Annotated in this window: 21 protein-coding genes; 2 read left to right on the forward strand and 19 right to left on the reverse strand. The window is 66.9% G+C overall.

Annotation, left to right across the window (positions count from 1 at the left end):
• The 7 genes from ABUA28_RS03225 to glmS form a co-directional block, all read right to left on the reverse strand.
• Window positions 1-312: a DUF4190 domain-containing protein gene (locus tag ABUA28_RS03225; protein ID WP_349902495.1), complete on the reverse strand. Its 312-nt coding sequence runs from the start codon at window positions 310-312 to the stop codon at window positions 1-3.
• Between the two features lie 100 nt (window positions 313-412).
• Complete coding sequence (gene tsaD / locus ABUA28_RS03230; RefSeq protein WP_349902496.1) at window positions 413-1,456, reverse strand: tRNA (adenosine(37)-N6)-threonylcarbamoyltransferase complex transferase subunit TsaD; 1,044 nt, start codon at window positions 1,454-1,456, stop codon at window positions 413-415.
• Window positions 1,453-1,941, reverse strand: coding sequence for a ribosomal protein S18-alanine N-acetyltransferase (gene rimI, locus ABUA28_RS03235; protein WP_349902497.1), 489 nt, complete (start codon window positions 1,939-1,941; stop codon window positions 1,453-1,455). The genes tsaD and rimI overlap by 4 nt, the downstream gene beginning before the upstream one ends.
• On the reverse strand, window positions 1,938-2,585 hold the full coding sequence (tsaB, locus tag ABUA28_RS03240) for a tRNA (adenosine(37)-N6)-threonylcarbamoyltransferase complex dimerization subunit type 1 TsaB (RefSeq protein ID WP_349902498.1): 648 nt from the start codon (window positions 2,583-2,585) through the stop codon (window positions 1,938-1,940). The genes rimI and tsaB overlap by 4 nt, the downstream gene beginning before the upstream one ends.
• Window positions 2,586-2,727: 142 nt before the next feature.
• Window positions 2,728-3,219 carry a tRNA (adenosine(37)-N6)-threonylcarbamoyltransferase complex ATPase subunit type 1 TsaE gene (tsaE, locus tag ABUA28_RS03245; protein ID WP_407075405.1) on the reverse strand — a complete coding sequence of 164 codons (492 nt, stop codon included), beginning with the start codon at window positions 3,217-3,219 and terminating at the stop codon, window positions 2,728-2,730.
• The gene (locus tag ABUA28_RS03250) at window positions 3,216-3,587 is read right to left on the reverse strand and encodes a holo-ACP synthase (RefSeq protein WP_349902499.1); all 372 of its coding nucleotides are present in this window, start codon (window positions 3,585-3,587) and stop codon (window positions 3,216-3,218) included. Before ABUA28_RS03250 ends, tsaE begins: the two co-directional genes overlap by 4 nt.
• A gap of 5 nt (window positions 3,588-3,592) precedes the next feature.
• Entirely contained in the window at window positions 3,593-5,446 is a 1,854-nt protein-coding gene (glmS, locus tag ABUA28_RS03255; RefSeq protein ID WP_349902500.1) for a glutamine--fructose-6-phosphate transaminase (isomerizing), read from the reverse strand.
• A gap of 63 nt (window positions 5,447-5,509) precedes the next feature.
• Here glmS and coaA point away from each other — a divergent pair, with 63 nt between their 5' ends.
• Complete coding sequence (gene coaA / locus ABUA28_RS03260) at window positions 5,510-6,466, forward strand: type I pantothenate kinase (RefSeq protein WP_349902501.1); 957 nt, start codon at window positions 5,510-5,512, stop codon at window positions 6,464-6,466.
• Between the two features lie 71 nt (window positions 6,467-6,537).
• On the opposite strand, the gene glmM is transcribed toward coaA, so the two are convergent.
• From glmM to truA, 4 genes are all read right to left on the reverse strand, one after another.
• Window positions 6,538-7,899: a phosphoglucosamine mutase gene (gene glmM / locus ABUA28_RS03265; RefSeq protein ID WP_349902502.1), complete on the reverse strand. Its 1,362-nt coding sequence runs from the start codon at window positions 7,897-7,899 to the stop codon at window positions 6,538-6,540.
• A gap of 19 nt (window positions 7,900-7,918) precedes the next feature.
• Window positions 7,919-8,428: a 30S ribosomal protein S9 gene (gene rpsI / locus ABUA28_RS03270; RefSeq protein WP_349902503.1), complete on the reverse strand. Its 510-nt coding sequence runs from the start codon at window positions 8,426-8,428 to the stop codon at window positions 7,919-7,921.
• A gap of 31 nt (window positions 8,429-8,459) precedes the next feature.
• Window positions 8,460-8,906, reverse strand: coding sequence for a 50S ribosomal protein L13 (gene rplM, locus ABUA28_RS03275; RefSeq protein WP_349902504.1), 447 nt, complete (start codon window positions 8,904-8,906; stop codon window positions 8,460-8,462).
• Window positions 8,907-9,072: 166 nt separating this feature from the next.
• The gene (truA, locus tag ABUA28_RS03280; RefSeq protein ID WP_349902696.1) at window positions 9,073-9,963 is read right to left on the reverse strand and encodes a tRNA pseudouridine(38-40) synthase TruA; all 891 of its coding nucleotides are present in this window, start codon (window positions 9,961-9,963) and stop codon (window positions 9,073-9,075) included.
• 138 nt (window positions 9,964-10,101) lie between these two features.
• On the opposite strand from truA, the gene ABUA28_RS03285 reads away from it, so the two are divergent.
• Entirely contained in the window at window positions 10,102-12,123 is a 2,022-nt protein-coding gene (locus tag ABUA28_RS03285; protein ID WP_349902505.1) for an acyltransferase family protein, read from the forward strand.
• Between the two features lie 208 nt (window positions 12,124-12,331).
• Here ABUA28_RS03285 and rplQ read toward each other — a convergent pair whose 3' ends face one another.
• The 8 genes from rplQ to ABUA28_RS03325 all read right to left on the reverse strand — a co-directional run bounded on the left by rplQ (window position 12,332) and on the right by ABUA28_RS03325 (window position 17,332).
• Window positions 12,332-12,925 carry a 50S ribosomal protein L17 gene (gene rplQ / locus ABUA28_RS03290; protein ID WP_349902506.1) on the reverse strand — a complete coding sequence of 198 codons (594 nt, stop codon included), beginning with the start codon at window positions 12,923-12,925 and terminating at the stop codon, window positions 12,332-12,334.
• A gap of 48 nt (window positions 12,926-12,973) precedes the next feature.
• Complete coding sequence (locus tag ABUA28_RS03295; protein WP_349902507.1) at window positions 12,974-13,969, reverse strand: DNA-directed RNA polymerase subunit alpha; 996 nt, start codon at window positions 13,967-13,969, stop codon at window positions 12,974-12,976.
• Window positions 13,970-14,137: 168 nt separating this feature from the next.
• Window positions 14,138-14,536, reverse strand: a complete 399-nt coding sequence (rpsK, locus tag ABUA28_RS03300; protein ID WP_325516626.1) for a 30S ribosomal protein S11 — start codon at window positions 14,534-14,536, stop codon at window positions 14,138-14,140.
• A gap of 48 nt (window positions 14,537-14,584) precedes the next feature.
• The gene (rpsM, locus tag ABUA28_RS03305) at window positions 14,585-14,959 is read right to left on the reverse strand and encodes a 30S ribosomal protein S13 (RefSeq protein WP_349902508.1); all 375 of its coding nucleotides are present in this window, start codon (window positions 14,957-14,959) and stop codon (window positions 14,585-14,587) included.
• A 198-nt stretch (window positions 14,960-15,157) separates the two neighbouring features.
• Window positions 15,158-15,274, reverse strand: coding sequence for a 50S ribosomal protein L36 (rpmJ, locus tag ABUA28_RS03310; protein WP_349902509.1), 117 nt, complete (start codon window positions 15,272-15,274; stop codon window positions 15,158-15,160).
• 90 nt (window positions 15,275-15,364) lie between these two features.
• Window positions 15,365-15,586: a translation initiation factor IF-1 gene (gene infA / locus ABUA28_RS03315; protein WP_325516630.1), complete on the reverse strand. Its 222-nt coding sequence runs from the start codon at window positions 15,584-15,586 to the stop codon at window positions 15,365-15,367.
• Between the two features lie 163 nt (window positions 15,587-15,749).
• Entirely contained in the window at window positions 15,750-16,898 is a 1,149-nt protein-coding gene (locus ABUA28_RS03320; RefSeq protein WP_349902510.1) for a mannitol-1-phosphate 5-dehydrogenase, read from the reverse strand.
• A complete protein-coding gene (locus ABUA28_RS03325; RefSeq protein ID WP_349902511.1) occupies window positions 16,895-17,332 on the reverse strand; it encodes a PTS sugar transporter subunit IIA in 438 nt (145 codons plus the stop codon). The genes ABUA28_RS03320 and ABUA28_RS03325 overlap by 4 nt, the downstream gene beginning before the upstream one ends.
• Window positions 17,333-17,342: the final 10 nt, after the last annotated feature.

Below are 17,342 nucleotides of genomic sequence, written 5' to 3' on the forward strand. Positions count from 1 at the left end.
TCAGTAGTTGGGGATGCTCGCCCCGATCGACGCTATCGAGACGATCACGACGATGTAGACGATCCAGAAAACGATCCAGCCGACGGATAACACGTAACCGAGGATGGTTCCCGCGAGCGCCATACCGTGGCCGGCCTCGCCGGTCCTCTTGATCTGGCCGAGCGCGATGTGGCCCGTGATGATGCCACCGATCGGCACGAGGAATCCAAGAATCAGCGCAACGATGGAGAGCGTGTTGGTCTTCACACCAACCGGAGCACCCGGCGCGGAGTAAGGCGCCGCTGGCGGCGGGGTTGGAATCTGGTCAGACATGGCGAACTCCAAAAGGTCTTAGGGAACATTCGTCTAGCGCTGCAATAGTGGCATTCCCCTTCTCGGGTGTCAATTGGGCGCGAGGCGGGGTCCGCCGGTGTCATGCCTGGATGGAGGTGACCGGCAGTGTGGAGTCCGCACCGAACCCGAGGTCCGACGGCGAATGCCCGGCCTCGACCAGTTGCGCGGCCAGCGCCGCGATCATCGCACCGTTGTCCGTGCACAGCGACAGCGGCGGGATGCGGAGCTCGACGCCCGCGGCTGCGCAGCGTTCCTCGGCGAGCTGACGCAGCCGCGCATTGGCGATGACGCCCCCGCCGAGGAGCAGGCGTGGCACCCCGAGTTCGGCACATGCCGCGAGGGCCTTGGCGAGGAGCACGTCAGCGACGGCCTCGCGGAAGCTGGCCGCGACATCCGCCATCGGCACCTCTTCTCCCGCGTCACGCAGCTTCTCGACGTGACGGGCGACGGCGGTCTTGAGGCCGGAGAAGGAGAAGTCGTAACGGTGTTCCACGAGGTCTTTCGGCCTCGAGAGCCCGCGGGGAAAGCGGATGGCCGTGGGGTCGCCGCCGACGGCCGCCCGGTCGATCTCGGGTCCACCCGGATACGGCAGGCCGAGGAGCCTTGCCACCTTGTCGAAGGCCTCGCCCGCGGCGTCGTCGATCGTCTCACCGAGCAGCTCGACATCGGAGACGAGGTCGCGCACAAGCAGCAGGGAGGTGTGGCCTCCCGAGACGAGCAGGGCGACCGTGGGGTAGTCGATCGCGCCGGACGCGGAGAGCACGTCGGCTCCGACGTGGCCGACGAGGTGGTTCACCGCATAAAGCGGCTTGTCGAGGGCGACGGCGAGCGCCTTGGCCGCACCGACGCCGACCATGAGTGCGCCGGACAGGCCAGGCCCGCTCGTGACGGCGATGGCGTCGAGCTGCTCGAGCGTGACATCCGCCTCGGCGAGCGCGGCCTCGAGGGTCGGCGTGAGCGCCTCGAGGTGGGCGCGGGCGGCGATCTCGGGCACGACACCGCCGTAGCGGGCGTGCTCCTCCATGGATGACGCGATCACGTTCGCGAGCAGTTCGCGGCCGCGCACGATGCCGATTCCGGTCTCGTCGCAGCTCGTCTCGATGCCGAGCACGAGCGCGCTCATGCGCCCACCGCCGGACGGGTCGCGGGTTCTGGAATCTCGTACTTCATCACGATGGCGTCCACATTGTCTGGCTGGTAATAGCCCTTGCGCTCGGCGATCGCGACGAAGCCGAGCGTCTCGTAGAGGTGCTGCGCACCGCCGTTGTCTGCCCGCACCTCGAGGAACACCTGCAGGATCCCGCGCCTGCGCGCCTCCGCGACGAGCGACTGGATGAGCGTGCGACCGAGACCGCCGCGCCGGTCTGACTCCGCGACCGCGATGGTCTGCACGTCGCCGTCGCGCGCGCCGACGGGAGCGAGCAGCCCAGCGTAGCCGACGATCGCCGAGTCGCTCAGTCGCTCGGCGACGAGATAGTAGCTGTGTGCGCTCGAGAGCTCGTCCCGCATGTTCTCGGCGGACCACGCGTCCGTGCCGAAGATGCCGGTCTCGAGCAGCATGATCGCGTCGAGATCCACGAGGCTCGCCCGGCGAAGCTGCCAGGTCATCCGGTCACCCGCTTCGGGCTGGCAGAGAGCGTCACGTCCGGCGAGCGCAGGTAGAGCGCGTCGCGCCCCGCGAACTCGCGGCCATGGGAGTACATGGTCTCGGCGAGCAGGCCGAGGGATGACGCGGAGACCAGGCTCGCCTCCAGCCTCTCGTAGGCTGCGAAGCCCGGCACCGCGGCGGCCAGCTCATCCGGACGCGCGAGTCCGGGCCCGCCGCCCTCGCCGGCCGGCCGCTCCGGAAGCCCGACGGAATCAGCCCCGCGGTAGGCGGACCAGTAGACCTCTTTGCGACGCGCATCCGTCACGACCAGAAGCGGGCCGCTGCCGCCCGCGGCGTAGTGCCCGAAGGCGATCGCATCGTGACTGATGACGCGCACGACGGGCTTGCTCGCGCCGAGCGCGAACGCCTGGGCCGCAGCGATGCCGACCCGCAGCCCGGTGAACGGGCCCGGCCCCATGCCCACCGCGACACCGGACAGGGCGGTTACCGCGACATCCGCCTCGAGCAGGCACTGGCTGATGAGCTCACCGATCACCTCGGCGTGGCGACGCGTGTCGGGCTCGGATCGCTCGGCGAGCACACCGCGATCCCGGTCGACCACAGCGACGCCGGTTCCGGCAGAGGTATCGATCGCGAGCAGCACCTCTCAAGTATCCCCTCTCCCGCGCCCAACCCCCTGGGATTCTGTCGTCGAGCGTGCCCGTTCGCGTCGAGCGTGCCCATCCGCGCGCTATTAAACGGGCACGCTCGGTGCAGATAGACACGCTCGGCGGAACTCGCGCGACTCAGGGTTCGGGAAGGAAGACCGCGGACCAGCGGGGGCCGTGCGGGGTGATAGTGACCTCGCGGGGCTCCGCGTCGTCGGAATCGGGCGCATCCGATGTGCCCGAGCCCCCCGTGGGCCTCGCGATGGTCACCTCGAGCCAGTCCTCGGTGAGGCCGTCGAGCATCCCCGCCGCCCACTCGACGACGACGACGGATGCCGCGTAGTCGATGTCGAGATCGTCCAGCTCAGCGGCGCTCGACAGCCGGTACGCGTCGACGTGCACGAGCGGTGCACCTCCCGCGACCCGCGGATGCGTTCTCGCCAGCACGAAGGTGGGGCTCGTCACCGTGCCGCGCACCCCGAGTGCCGCACCGAGCCCACGCGTGAGCGTGGTCTTGCCCGCACCGAGCTCTCCGTTCAGCGCGACGAGGTCGCCCGCACGCAGTTCGGCGGCGATGCGGGCGCCGAGCGACTCCATATCGTCCGGAGTGGCGATCGTGAGGGTGGTCACGACGTGCTCTCTGCGATGACATACGCGATGGCGACCCCGGCGTCGTGGCTCATCGAGAGATGGAGAGCGGTGATCCCGCGAGCCGCGATCGTCTCCGCGAGCTCTCCCAGGATCGAGAACGAGGGATTGCGGAGCCCGTCGGATACCACCCGCACGTCGTGCCAGTGGACTCCGGCAGAGCTGCCGAGCGCCTTGATGAGCGCCTCCTTCGCACCGAACCTGGCGGCGAGGGAGCGCAGCGGGCGCTCGCGGGCGCCGTCCCAGCGTTCGCTCTCAGCGAACAGGCGCGGGAGAAGGCCGGGAGTGCGGTCCGCGGCTCGTTCGAACCTGGCGATGTCCACCACATCCACCCCGATGCCGACGATCATCGAAATTACTCGACGGTCACGGACTTGGCGAGGTTGCGCGGCTGGTCGACGTCCAGGCCCTTGGCCGACGCGAGCTCCATCGCGAAGATCTGCAGCGGCGCGACGGCCAGCAGCGGCTCGAACAGGGTTGACGCGAGCGGGATCACGATGACCTCGTCCGCGTACGGCAGCACCGCGACATCCCCCTGCTCGGCAATCGCGAGCACCCGGGCACCGCGCGCGCGGATCTCCTGGATGTTCGACACGACCTTCTTGTGCAGTGAGTCGGTCGCGCGCGGGCTCGGCACGATCACGAACACGGGCTGGCCCGGCTCGATCAGCGCGATCGGACCGTGCTTGAGCTCGCCAGCCGCGAAGCCCTCCGCGTGGATGTAGGCGAGTTCCTTGAGCTTGAGCGCACCCTCGAGGGCAACCGGATAACCCGCGTGACGACCGAGGAAGAGCACCGAGCGCGTGTCGGTCATCCAACCCGCGAGCTGCTTGATGGCGTCGTGCTGCTCGAGCACGGTCGCGAGCTGGCCCGGTAGTGCCTGCAGTTCGGCGGTAAGACCGGTGATCTCCTGCGCGGAGAGTGAGCCGCGCACGCTCGCCAGGTGCAGGCCGAGGAGGTACAGCGCGGCGACCTGCGCGACGAATGCCTTGGTCGAGGCGACCGCGACCTCCGGGCCCGCGTGCGTGTAGATCACGGCATCGGACTCGCGGGCGATCGTCGCGCCCTGGGTGTTGCAGATCGACAGGGTCTTCGCGCCGCCGTCGATCGCGTACTTGACCGCCATGAGCGTGTCCATCGTCTCGCCGGACTGGCTGATCGACACGACGAGGGTGCGACCATCGATCACGGGGTCGCGATAACGGAACTCGTGCGAGAGTTCCACCTCCACGGGGATGCGCGCCCACTTCTCGATCGCGTACTTGCCGAGCATTCCCGAGTACGCCGCGGTACCGCAGCCGAGGATGACGACGCGGTCGATGTCGCGCAGGGTGTCGTCGAAGCCGTCGAGTTCGCTCAGGTGCACGGCGCCATCGACGACGCGACCGAGCAGCGTCTTGGCGATGGCCTCCGGCTCCTCGCTGATCTCTTTGGCCATGAAGCTCGACCAGCCGCCCTTCTCCGCGGCCGATGCATCCCAGTCCACCTGGAACTCTTCTGTCGCGACGGGAGCGCCGTCGAAATCGGTGACGGTCACGGCATCCGCGGTGATGGTCACGATCTGGTCCTGGCCGATGGCGACGCCACGCCGGGTGTGCTCGACGAACGCCGCGACATCCGAGCCGAGGAAGTTCTCTCCGTCGCCCAGACCGATCACGAGCGGCGAGTTGCGGCGAGCGCCCACCACCACGCCTGGCTGGTCCTTGTGCAGCGCGAGCAGCGTGAATGCTCCGTGCAGGCGGCCGACCACGGCGCGCAGTGCCTCGGCGAGGTCGCCCGTCCTCTGGTATTCGAGTCCGACCAGAAGAGCCGCGACCTCGGTGTCCGTCTCACTCGTGAAGACGATGTCCGGGTGTGCGGCGAGCAGTTCTGCCTTGAGCTCGGCAAAGTTCTCGATGATGCCGTTGTGGATGAGCGCGAGCTTGCCGTCGTCTCCGAGGTGCGGATGCGCGTTCTGGTCGTTCGGTCCGCCGTGGGTCGCCCAGCGGGTGTGCCCGATGCCCGTACCGCCGTCGTTGATCGGAGACGCGGCCAGTTCCTCGGTGAGAACGTGCAGTTTGCCCGCGCGCTTGCGCGTGTGCAGTTCTCCGGCATCGTCGATCACGGCGATTCCGGCGGAATCATAGCCCCGATATTCGAGCCGACGCAGGCCGCCGACCAATACCTCGACGCTCCGGCTGCTCCCGACGTAACCCACGATTCCGCACATGGAACACGATTCTACGGGGCACGTGCACGGTCACGCTGCGAGTACGCACTACGCTGGTGAGCTATGTCGGAGCGTGGGGCGGGTGCGGCGAGCAACGGGCACACCACACCGTTCGTCGAGATCGATCGAGCACGATGGGCCGAACTTGCACCGACCATGGCATTGCCCCTCACACCGGCCGAGATCGTCGGGCTGCGAGGGCTCGGTGACCGGCTCGACCTGCACGAGGTCACCGAGGTCTACCTCCCGCTCAGCAAACTGCTGAACCTCTATGCGGCGGGGGCCAAGCAGCTCCACAGGGCCACGAGCGAATTCCTCGGGCAGAAGTCATCCAGCACACCCTTTGTCATCGGCGTCGCGGGCTCCGTGGCGGTCGGCAAGTCGACCATCGCCCGCTTGTTGCGCGAGCTGCTCGCGCGCTGGGAAGACACCCCGCGGGTCGAGTTGGTCACAACAGACGGCTTCCTCCTCCCCAACGCCGAGCTGCAGCGGCGCGGAATCATGGACCGCAAGGGATTCCCCGAGTCGTACGACCGCCGCGCCCTGCTGCGTTTCGTGAGCAAGGTCAAAAGCGGAGTCGAGGAGGTTCGCGCGCCGTTCTATTCGCACCTCAGTTACGACATCGTCGGTGATGCCGAGATCGTCGTGCGCAGGCCGGACGTGCTCATCGTGGAGGGGCTCAACGTGCTCCAGCCCCCGGTCGGCGGGCGCGGGCTCGCGGTGAGCGACCTGTTCGACTTCACCATCTACGTCGACGCGAGAACCTCGGATGTCGCCACCTGGTACGAGGAACGCTTCCTCAAGCTGCAGCGCGGCGCGTTCGCCGACCCGCAGTCCTTCTTTCACCGCTATGCGTCGCTGTCGGAAGAGCAGGCACGGGCACAGGCCCGGGACATCTGGAGCCGCATCAACGAGCCGAACCTCGTGCAGAACGTGTTGCCGACCCGGTCGCGCGCCGACCTCGTGCTGCGCAAGGGAGGAGACCACAAGGTGCACAGCGTGCTGTTGCGCAAGCTCTAGCACTGGCTCCGACGAGTTTCGATACGCTCGTTGTGGGAGCACTCAACCCACCAAAGGCAGCCCGAGGGTCGCTAGAGCGAGAGTTGCTCGCGCACGACCTCGGCGAGGGACTGCGCCAAGCGATCTGCGGTGTCCTGGTCTGCGGCCTCGACCATGACCCGCACGAGTGGCTCGGTTCCGGATGCCCGCAGCAGCACGCGACCGGAGTCGCCCAGTTCTGCCTCCGCGGCCTTCACTGCCGCCGCCACCGTCTCATCCGTGTGCACGCGAGCGCGGTCGACACCGCGCACGTTCACGAGGATCTGCGGATATACGGTCATCACCGACGCGAGCTCAGCGAGACTCTTACCGGTGCGCGCCATCTCCGAGACGAGATGCAGGCCGGTGAGGATGCCGTCGCCGGTCGTCGCGAACTCGCTCATGATCACGTGGCCGGACTGTTCACCGCCCAGGGCGAGATGCTTCTCGTTGAGCATCTCGAGCACATAGCGGTCACCCACGGCGGTCTGCAGCACGGTCACGCCGTGCTCCTCCATCGCCACGCGCAGGCCGAGGTTGCTCATCACCGTGGCGACGAGCGTGTCGTCGGCGAGGGCGCCACGCTCCTTCATCGCCAGGGCGAGCACGGCCATGATCTGGTCGCCGTCGACGATGCGACCGAGGTGATCGATCGCAAGGCAGCGATCCGCGTCTCCGTCGTGGGCGATGCCGACATCGGCTCCCTGCTCCACGACCGCGGCCGCGAGCTTCTCGAGGTGCGTCGACCCGACACCGTCGTTGATGTTGTAGCCGTCTGGCTCTGCCCCAAGTACCGTGACCTTTGCACCGGCGAGGCTGAACACCTCGGGCGAGACGCCAGAGGCTGCACCGTGGGCGCAGTCGAGCACCACGTGGATGCCGTCGAGACGGTGCGGGAGCGTCGAGACGAGGTGCAGTGTGTAGCGGTCCTCGGCGTCGGCGAAGCGACGGATGTGGCCGACCTCCGTGCCGGTGGGGGCCAGCTTCGGTTCGCCCAGCGCGGCCTCGATGCGGTCCTCCACGACATCCGGAAGCTTGGTTCCGCCGACGGCAAAGAACTTGATGCCGTTGTCGCTGGCCGGGTTGTGCGAGGCGGAGATCATCACGCCGAAGTCGGCCTTGAAGTCCGCGACGAGAAACGCGAGCGCGGGGGTCGGGATGACGCCGGCGTCGTAGATGTCGACGCCAGAACTCGAGAGCCCTGCGGCCACCGCGGCGGAGATGAACTCGCCGGAGACCCGCGGATCACGAGCAACCACCGCGATGGGACGACGCCCGGAGGCGCGACGACCGTCGGCCATCCTGCCCTTGCCCAGCACCACGGCAGCGGCCTGGGCAAGACCGAGGGACAACTCGACCGTCAGGTCGTGGTTCGCGAGACCGCGGACACCATCCGTTCCGAAAAGACGGGGCATGACAGCACCACCGCCCGAATTAGCGCTTGGAGAACTGAGGAGCCTTGCGCGCCTTCTTGAGTCCAGCCTTCTTGCGCTCCTTGACGCGAGCGTCACGGCTGAGGAAGCCAGCCTTCTTGAGCGAGGAGCGGTTGTTCTCCGCATCGATCTGGTTGAGCGAGCGCGCGATGCCGAGGCGAAGCGCACCAGCCTGGCCGGAGGGGCCACCACCGGTGATGCGGGCGACGACGTCGTAGCTGCCGAGCAGGTCGAGCACCTTGAACGGGTCGTTGATGAGCTGCTGGTGAAGCTTGTTCGGGAAGTACTCCGCAAGGGTGCGGCCGTTCACCGTGAAGTTGCCGGAGCCAGGAGTGATGCGCACGCGGGCGATGGCCTGCTTGCGGCGACCGACGGCCGCGCCGGGAACATTGAGCACGGCACGGGGAGCCTTGACGGCGGCCTCGGCCGGGGTCTCGGTCGAATAGCTGCCGGTGGAGTCTGTGGAGTCGATGGAGCCAGCGCCCTCGAGTGAATCTGCGATCTTCGCCATTATCTGGAAATCCTTATGCGTTCGTGGCGCGCTACTGCGCGACCTGGCCGAGGGTGTAGGTCTTGGGCTGCTGTGCAGCGTGAGGGTGCTCTGCGCCTGCGTAGACCTTGAGCTTGGTGAGCTGTGCCCGGCCGATCGAGTTCTTCGGGAGCATGCCGCGCACGGCCTTCTCGACCGCGCGGGTCGGGTGCTTCTCGAGCATCTCGGCATAGGTGGTCGCGCTGATGCCGCCCGGGTATCCGGAGTGGCGGTACGCCTTCTTCTGCGCGAGCTTCGCGCCGGTCAGGGCGATCTTCTCGGCGTTGATGATGATGACGAAGTCACCCATGTCCATGTGCGGAGCGAAGGTGGCCTTGTGCTTGCCGCGAAGCAGGCTCGCGGCGTGGCTTGCGAGACGACCGAGAACAACGTCGGTCGCGTCGATGATGAGCCAGTCGCGCTGGACATCATCGGGCTTGGGAGAAAAGGTGCGCGTCACAATAGTGCTGCTTTCTGATCGAAATGAGGCGTTCGTGAATCCCACTCCGTTGCGCGTTCCGCGGCAGAAACCGGGGAACCCCATCGATGGAGGGCTCAAGTTCGGGTGACGCACCAGGAAGGTGCAGACACCAAGGATCAAGATTACTCGACCATGGCGCTTGCGGTCAAACCGCTGGCGCGCGCCTGGCCCTGGTCTGTTCCGCCCTGGCCGCGAGTTCCTCCTCCGGCGGATAGCCGAGCTCTACGAGGGTGAGGCCCTTCGCGGGCACGACCTTGAACTCACTCGTTCTGGTGAGCTCCTCGCGAAGCTCCACGAGGCGCTCCGGCGAGAGCTTGCCCTGTCCGACCGCGATGGTCGCACCGACGAGCGAACGCACCATGCTGTGGCAGAAGGCGTCTGCCTTGACACGCGCGACGAGCACGCCGTCGGCCCCGCGCATCCACTCGAATTCCTGCAGGGTGCGGATGGTGGTCCCGCCGGCGCGGGGCTTGCAGTAGGTCGCCCAGTCGTGGAGGCCGACGAGGGAGTGCGCGGCGGCATCCATGAGCTCGACGTCGAGTTCCGCCGGATACCAGAGCGTGCGATTGCGCTCGAGCGGGTTACGAGGGCCGTTCGCGTCGGACACGCGATATTCGTAGCGGCGCCAGACCGCGGAGAAGCGGGCGTCGAACCCCGGCGGGGCGATGGACGCGCCGGTGATGAACACGTCGCTGTCGAGTCCAGCGATGCCGTTGAGCCTGCGCACGAGAGCCGCTGGCCCGCCGAGCCTCTCTCCGCCCTTGGTGCCTCGCGGTGGCCGATCGAGGCTCGCGAGCTGGGCTGGCGTCACGTCCAGATGCGCGACCTGGTCGAGCGCGTGCACCCCGGCGTCCGTGCGCCCGGCGACCGTGAGGGTCGGCGGCTCGCCGGCCCGGCCGAAGATCGTCGCGAGCGCGGACTCGAGCTCGCCCTGCACGGTGCGAAGTCCGGGCTGCTTCGCCCAGCCCAGGAATGCGGTGCCCTCGTAGGCGATATCGAGGCGGATGCGCGTGGTCGCGCCGTCCGCGCCGCCCAGCTTCCCGGCATCCCCGGGCCCCGGCCCCGCTGCGACACTGTCGATCACGGTTAAACAGTAGGGCACCGCTGCGGTCAGCCGGCGGCGACGAGTTGACCGGGAGGGTGCCGGGCAGTCAGCATGGATGTTGGCCATCCCATGAAAACTCCCCCACGCGCCGCCACGAAGGCCCCTTCCCTGCAGGCCAAGGCGAAACTCCCCATCGAACCGAGACTCTCGGACCGTTACCTGCGCGGGCTCGACGGGCTTCGCGCCTTCGCCGTCATCATGGTCATCCTGTACCACCTGAGTCCGGGGCTCGCGGTCGGAGGCTATCTCGGCGTCGACGTCTTCTTCGTGATCAGCGGCTTTCTCATCACAGCGCTACTGCTGCGCGAGCGCGCCACGACCGGGCGGATCCGGCTCGGAGGCTTCTGGCTGCGCCGCGCGCGGCGTCTGCTTCCCGCTCTCTTCGCCCTCGTTCTGGGCTGCTGCACCGCGGCGTGGGTCATGGGCGGCAACGTCCTGGTCGACCTCGGCAGGCAGGTATTCGGGGCGGCGAGCTTCAGCAGCAACTGGCTCGCGATCGCGGGCCACAGCAGTTACTTCGACGAATCCGCCCCGGAGTTGTTCCGCAATCTCTGGTCGCTCGCGGTCGAGGAACAGTTCTACCTGGTCTGGCCGCTTGTGGTGCTGCTTCTGGTTCTGGTGCGGAATCGCTGGCTGAGGTTCGGCTCTGTCGTGGCGCTGGGCATCGCGTCGGCTCTCGCGATGGCGCTGCTGTATACGCCCGGCTCCGACGCCACCCGCGTCTACTACGGCACGGACACCCACAGCTTCGGCCTCGCCATCGGTGCGGCGCTCGCCGTCGTGAGCCAGCGCTGGTCCGCGCAACCGCTGTGGTGGTCGAGAGCCGCGCGCTGGTTGCTCCCCACCCTCGGCACGCTCGGCCTGGGAGCGCTCGTCGCCGCGACCATCCTGATGCCCGCGGATGCCCCGCTCGTCTACCAGGGCGGCCTGGTCGCCGTCGCGCTGCTCACCGCCGTCACCATCATCGGCGCCATCGTTCCCGGGTCTGCTCTCGGCCGCGTGCTCGACCTGCCGCCGCTGCGCTGGGTGGGGGAGCGATCCTACGGGCTGTATCTCTGGCACTGGCCGGTGTTCGTACTCGTGGTCGCTGCGCTGCCGAACTGGCCCAGAATGGGCGCCGCGGGCTGGGGTCTCGGCGGAATCGCGATTGCGATCACCCTCGTTGCCTCGACGCTGTCGTACCGCTTCATCGAGCAGCCGATCCGCACCAGGGGTTTCAGAGCGGCATTCCGCTGGGTGCTGCCGAGCGGGGCAGCACTGCGCAGGCTGTTCTCCCGCGAGAAGTCAGAGCGGTCCGCACTCTGGCCTCGCACGAGGCACGCTCTCGGCGTCACGACCGTCCTGGTGGTTGTGCTGGCCACGGGAGTCGGCACTGTCGCGGCGATGAGCAGCGGGTCGACGCAGAGTGACGCGGAGCTGCAGATCCAGCGCGGGCAGGCGGCCATCGACACGGCTTCGCCCCGCGCCACGACGCCGGCACCAACGGCACCGAGAGGGGCGACGCCGGGCACCTCGGCGTCCGGGGCGACGGAGCAGCCGCACGCGGTTCCGGCCGCGCTGCCCGGCGGCGACCAGATCGCGGCGATCGGCGACTCGGTGATGCTCGCCTCTGCCGCTGGACTGCAGCAGGCCTTCCCCGGCATCCAGATCGACGCCGTTGTGTCGAGGCAGATGTCCACGCTTCCCTCGATCGTCAAGGGCATGAAGGACAACGGCACGCTGCGCCCGACCCTCGTCATCGGGCTCGGCACCAACGGCCCGATCGATCGTGCGCCGCTCGACGAGGCGAGGGAGATCGCTGGCCCGCGCACCCAGATCGTGCTCGTGAACGTGCAGGCGCCGCGAGGCTGGACAGACGGCGTCGACCAGACCCTCGCGCACTATGCGCAGCAGTACCGCAACGTCGAGCTCGCCAATTGGCGGGATGCCATCGCCGGCCACCTGAACCTGCTCGCCCGCGACCAGATCCATCCGGGCCAGCGCGGCGGGGAGATCTACGCCGGTGTGATCAGGGACGCCCTGCAGCGCCTCGCCGAACTCCCGCCGATCCTGGGGCCCAACGACTACGGCCTGGCCGCAACCCCGCTCTGAGCCCGCACCAGTTCCGGAAAAAGGAACTTCTGCGGCTGTCGCCCAAAAAGTTCCTTCGATCTCGGCCAATCCACACGAAGTCCCTCCGACCTGCACGAGTTCGATGCGCCACCGGCATCCAGTCGAGGGAAGGGATGAGTGGGCCGGGGATGCAGGAACGCCCCGCTCGGCGAGCGGGGCGTTCCTGACTACGGGCTGGGGCAGAAGACTACTTGGCGTCCTCAGCGGGCGCTTCGTCCGCGGCCTCGGCCGCCGCGGGAGCCTCCTCGGCGGCGACCTCTGTGGTCTCGGCGTCGACGGCAGCCGTCTGCTCGGCGGTCTCCTCCGCGGCAGCGGGCTCGGCTGCAGCAGGCTCGTCGGCTACGGGCTCCGCAGCGGGAGCAGCCTTCGCGGGCTTCTCTGCCGTGGTGCTGGCCTTCGTCTTGGCCTTCGGCTTCGGGTTCACGGGCTCGAGAACGAGCTCGATCTGCACCATGGAAGCGTTGTCGCCCTTGCGGAAGCCCAGCTTGGTGATGCGGGTGTAGCCGCCATCACGCTCGGCGACGAGCGGTGCGATCTGCGTGAACAACTCGTGCACGACGGTCTTGTCGCCGATCACGGACAGCACGCGACGGCGCGCGTGCAGGTCTCCGCGCTTGGCGAAGGTGATGAGCCGCTCGGCGACCGGACGCAGGCGCTTCGCCTTGGTCTCGGTCGTCTTGATGCTCTTGTGGGTGAACAGCGCGGCGGCGAGGTTCGCGAGCAAGAGGCGCTCGTGAGCCGGACCTCCACCGAGGCGCGGACCCTTGGTTGGCGTTGGCATGGTTTTTCTCCAGAATCAGATGGTCGTGGGCGTCGAGAACGACGAGCCCTAGTTGTTCTCTTCGGCCTCGTCGTAGCCGCTGTAGAAGTGCGCGCCGTCGAACCCGGGGACGGTGTCCTTGAGTGACAGGCCCAGCTCCACGAGCTTGTCCTTGACCTCATCCACCGACTTCTGCCCGAAGTTGCGGATGTTCATGAGCTGCGTCTCCGACAGTGCGACCAGTTCGCTCACGGTGTTGATGCCCTCGCGCTTGAGGCAGTTGTAGCTGCGCACAGACAGGTCGAGATCCTCGATCGGCATGCTCAGCTCGCTCGACAGCACGGCGTCGACCGGCGCGGGGCCGATCTCGATGCCCTCTGCCGCGGAGTTGAGTTCGCGAGCCAGACCGAACAGTTCCGTCAGCGTGCGCCCGGCCGAGGCGATGGCGTCGCGCGGGGTGATCGCCGACTTGGTCTCGACATCCACCACCAGGCGGTCGAAGTCGGTACGCTCACCGGCACGCGTCGCCTCGACGCGGTAGGTGACCTTGAGCACCGGGGAGTAGATCGAGTCGATCGGGATCTGGCCCGCTTCGCTGAACTCGCTGCGGTTCTGCGCGGCGGAGACGTAGCCACGGCCGCGCTCGATGGTCAGCTCGAGCTCGAACTTCGCCTTGTCGTTGAGCGTGGCGATGAGCAGCTCGGGGTTGTGGATCTCCACGCCGGCCGGAGCGGAGATATCCGCCGCGGTGACCTGGCCCGCACCCGTCTTGCGAAGATACGCGGTGATCGGCTCGTCGTGCTCACTCGAGACGACGAGACCCTTGATGTTGAGGATGATCTCGGTGACGTCTTCCTTCACACCAGCAACAGTGCTGAACTCGTGCAGGACACCGTCGATGCGGATGCTCGTGACGGCAGCCCCCGGAATCGACGAGAGCAGGGTACGGCGCAGGGAGTTGCCGAGGGTGTAACCGAATCCGGGCTCCAGCGGCTCGATGACGAACCGTGAACGGAACTCGGAGATGTTCTCTTCGGTCAGAGTGGGGCGTTGTGCAATGAGCACTGTTGTTTCCTTTCGGCAAAGTGTCCGCTATATGACACTTACGGGGAGTTCAAACTATTGAGTTGTGAAGCTGTGTTGGTCGACCAGACCGCGACGAAGAAGCAGCCGTATCGAGACCGGTCCCGACACGCTCGCTGGCGCTCGCTACCCGATCAACGATGAAACTGATCAGACCCTGCGCCTCTTCGGCGGACGGCATCCGTTGTGCGCCTGCGGCGTGACATCCGTGATCGAGCCGACCTCGAGGCCGGCGGCCTGGAGCGAACGGATCGCGGTCTCGCGACCAGAGCCCGGTCCCTTGACGAAGACGTCGACCTTCTTCATGCCGTGCTCCTGCGCCTGGCGAGCGGCGGACTCCGCCGACATCTGGGCGGCGTACGGGGTCGACTTGCGCGAACCCTTGAAGCCCACGACGCCTGACGATGACCAGCTCAGAACCGCGCCGGTGGGGTCGGTGATGGTGACGATGGTGTTGTTGAAGGTCGACTTGATGTGGGCCTGGCCCACTGCGATGTTCTTCTTCTCTTTACGACGCGGCTTGCGAGCGGCCGACTTGGGTGCTGCCAATTTTTTCTCCTAAAAATTATGGCGATGACGGTGGGGGTTCCCCAGCGCCTATCGGGCCTTCTTCTTGCCGGCTACGGTGCGCTTCGGGCCCTTGCGGGTGCGAGCGTTGGTCTTGGTGCGCTGGCCGTGCACGGGCAGACCCTTGCGGTGACGGATGCCCTGATAGCTTCCGATCTCGACCTTGCGGCGGATGTCCGCTGCGACCTCACGACGGAGGTCACCTTCTACCTTGAAGTTGCCTTCGATGTAGTCGCGGAGCGCGATGAGCTGGTCGTCGGTGAGATCTTTCACGCGGATCTCCCCGCTGATGCTGGTGTCGGCGAGGGCCTTCAGCGCCCTGGTGCGGCCAACTCCGTAGATATAGGTCAGTGCGACTTCAACGCGCTTGTCGCGCGGAATGTCAACGCCGGCTAGACGTGCCATGGTGGCTTCTCCTGGATATGAGTGGAGGTGATGGACAGCATCGGTACCGAGGCCTCCGACCGCGGGTGTCCCCCGGTTCTCGCGAACTGGGATCGTGATGCTGCTCTTTTATTCTGTTCAGTTGTGTAGTCCACGGAACCGGACGGCCGAGACGACCGTCCGCGTCAAGGCTTCAAAGGCCAGAAATGGCCTTTGCTATTAACCTTGACGCTGCTTGTGACGCGGGTTCGACTTGCAGATGACCATGACCTTGCCGTTGCGACGGATCACCTTGCAGTGCTCGCAGATCGGCTTGACGCTGGGATTGACCTTCATCGTGGTTCCTTGTTTCGCTGTCTTCGTACCCGGAGAATGCCCCGGGCCGTTACTTTCCAGCCGGACGCGCGCATGCGCATCCGTTTGTTCTTACTTGTAGCGGTAGACGATCCGGCCCCGGGTCAGGTCGTAGGGGCTCAGCTCCACGATCACGCGGTCCTCGGGGAGGATGCGGATGTAGTGCTGACGCATCTTGCCCGAAATGTGGGCAAGCACGCGGTGGCCGTTGGTCAGCTCAACGCGGAACATCGCGTTGGGCAGAGCTTCGACTACTGCGCCCTCGATCTCGATGACACCGTCTTTGTTGGCCATAGCCTCTTCGTCGCTAGAAATTGAACGTGCTGGTCGTGCGTTGGATTGTGGCGCCAGTCATCCCGAAGACCGCTGATCAGGGGGAAAAGGCGGCACGACAAAATCGACCGCAGACACCAAGGATCAATCTTATGGGATAACCGACTCTTTCGCCAACACGCGTCTATAATCGCGCGGCGCGCACGATGCCCACGACATCCGCGAACAGTGCTTCGCCCTGCGCGAGCCCGGTGACATCGCTCGTGAACTCCTCCGGCGTGAGCGCGCCGAGCCACTGCCGCATCGTCACGCTCTCGGGGTCGGACGGAAGGTCGAACCGCAGTGCAGCGCCGATCGCGCGCAGCAGCGCCTCCGGCCGCACGCCCCTCTCGGCCAGGCCGAGCGCCGGGCGGATGAATCTCTCGTGCCGCCCGAGCTTCCGCAGCGGCGAGCGCCCGACCCGCTCCGGGGTGTCTGGCAGGTACGGGTTGGCGAAGCGCGCGAGGTTCTGCCGCACGTAGGCCTGCTGCACCTCGGGCTCGAAGTCGTGCTCGGCCACGAGCAGGGTCTTCGTCTCGGTCAGTACCGCCTGCACCTCGGCGAGCACCTCGGGGATGCGCATGGCATCGGCGATCGAGACCGCGCCGTGCAGGAAGCCGTGGTACGCCAGCGTCGCGTGCCCGGTGTTCACCGTGAACAGCTTGCGCTCGATGTACGGGGCAAGGTCGTCGACGAAGTGTGCCTCGGAGATCGACGGCGGGGCGTCACCGAACGGTCCGCTCTCGATGGCCCACTCGAAGAACTCCTCGACCGTCACGTCGAGACCGTCTCCGCGATCCTGCGCGGGAACGATCCGGTCAACGGCGGTGTTCGCGAAGATCGCGCCATCGATCCGTGCGGCCTGGCCGCTGGCCTCGAGTGCCTTCAGAATCTCAGCCCTCAGGAGATCGGTCGCGTTGATCGCGTTCTCACAGGCCATGACCTGGAGGGGCGGAAGGGAAGACGGGCGGTCGAGAATCGCCCTCGCGATGACCGGGGCGACAAAGCGCAGGATGTTCGGCCCCACCGCGGTCGTGACGATGTCGGCCGTCGAGATCTCGGCGCTCGTCTCCGCAGCGTGGGTGCCGCTGTTGATGGCCCGGTAGTTGTCCACGGTGATGGTGCGGTGGTTGTTGCCCACCTCGTGCACCTGGTAGCTGGGAGTACTGGCGAGGGCATCGATGACCGCGGCATCGACATCCGCAAACACGACCTCGTAGCCCGCGTCGTGCAGCACGAGCCCGATGAATCCGCGCCCGATGTTTCCCGCGCCGAAGTGCACGGCTTTCGTCATGAGTTCACATCCCCCAGCACGGCGAGGAGGCCCTCGGCGTCGGAGGCGTCGAGGAGCCGCTGCACCTCATCCTCGTCGCTGAAGATCATGGCGATCCTGGACAGGATCTCCATGTGTCCGTTCTCCTTGCCCGCGATGCCTACGACGAAGCGCACCTCGTTGCCGTCCCAGTCGATCGGGGTGGAATAACGCACGAACGAGAGCGCGGACGCAAGGATCGTGTCCTTGCCCTCGTTCGTGCCGTGCGGGATCGCCAGGAAATTGCCCATGTAGGTGGAGGTGAGTGCCTCCCGCTGCATCATGTAGTCGACGTACTCTGCCGTGACGGCACCGGCCGCGACGAGTATCGCTCCGGCTTCCCGGATCGCCTCCTCCTTGCTGGTGGCCGATCCGGCGGCGTTGATCTGGTCTGGCTCGAGTACGTTCTGGCTCATGATGTCCCTT

It is taken from the genome of Parafrigoribacterium humi, from assembly GCF_040227205.1.
GTDB lineage: Bacteria > Actinomycetota > Actinomycetes > Actinomycetales > Microbacteriaceae > Parafrigoribacterium_A > Parafrigoribacterium_A humi.

What these genes read in the sequence shown, in the direction of transcription:
- ABUA28_RS03225 (WP_349902495.1), bottom strand. Translation starts at nt 312, where the DNA reads ATGTCTGACCAGATTCCAACCCCGCCGCCAGCGGCGCCTTACTCCGCG.
- tsaD (WP_349902496.1), bottom strand. Translation starts at nt 1,456, where the DNA reads ATGAGCGCGCTCGTGCTCGGCATCGAGACGAGCTGCGACGAGACCGGA.
- rimI (WP_349902497.1), bottom strand. Translation starts at nt 1,941, where the DNA reads ATGACCTGGCAGCTTCGCCGGGCGAGCCTCGTGGATCTCGACGCGATC.
- ABUA28_RS03250 (WP_349902499.1), bottom strand. Translation starts at nt 3,587, where the DNA reads ATGATCGTCGGCATCGGGGTGGATGTGGTGGACATCGCCAGGTTCGAA.
- glmS (WP_349902500.1), bottom strand. Translation starts at nt 5,446, where the DNA reads ATGTGCGGAATCGTGGGTTACGTCGGGAGCAGCCGGAGCGTCGAGGTA.
- coaA (WP_349902501.1), top strand. Translation starts at nt 5,510, where the DNA reads ATGTCGGAGCGTGGGGCGGGTGCGGCGAGCAACGGGCACACCACACCG.
- glmM (WP_349902502.1), bottom strand. Translation starts at nt 7,899, where the DNA reads ATGCCCCGTCTTTTCGGAACGGATGGTGTCCGCGGTCTCGCGAACCAC.
- rpsI (WP_349902503.1), bottom strand. Translation starts at nt 8,428, where the DNA reads ATGGCGAAGATCGCAGATTCACTCGAGGGCGCTGGCTCCATCGACTCC.
- ABUA28_RS03285 (WP_349902505.1), top strand. Translation starts at nt 10,102, where the DNA reads ATGAAAACTCCCCCACGCGCCGCCACGAAGGCCCCTTCCCTGCAGGCC.
- rplQ (WP_349902506.1), bottom strand. Translation starts at nt 12,925, where the DNA reads ATGCCAACGCCAACCAAGGGTCCGCGCCTCGGTGGAGGTCCGGCTCAC.
- rpsM (WP_349902508.1), bottom strand. Translation starts at nt 14,959, where the DNA reads ATGGCACGTCTAGCCGGCGTTGACATTCCGCGCGACAAGCGCGTTGAA.
- rpmJ (WP_349902509.1), bottom strand. Translation starts at nt 15,274, where the DNA reads ATGAAGGTCAATCCCAGCGTCAAGCCGATCTGCGAGCACTGCAAGGTG.
- infA (WP_325516630.1), bottom strand. Translation starts at nt 15,586, where the DNA reads ATGGCCAACAAAGACGGTGTCATCGAGATCGAGGGCGCAGTAGTCGAA.
- ABUA28_RS03320 (WP_349902510.1), bottom strand. Translation starts at nt 16,898, where the DNA reads ATGACGAAAGCCGTGCACTTCGGCGCGGGAAACATCGGGCGCGGATTC.
- ABUA28_RS03325 (WP_349902511.1), bottom strand. Translation starts at nt 17,332, where the DNA reads ATGAGCCAGAACGTACTCGAGCCAGACCAGATCAACGCCGCCGGATCG.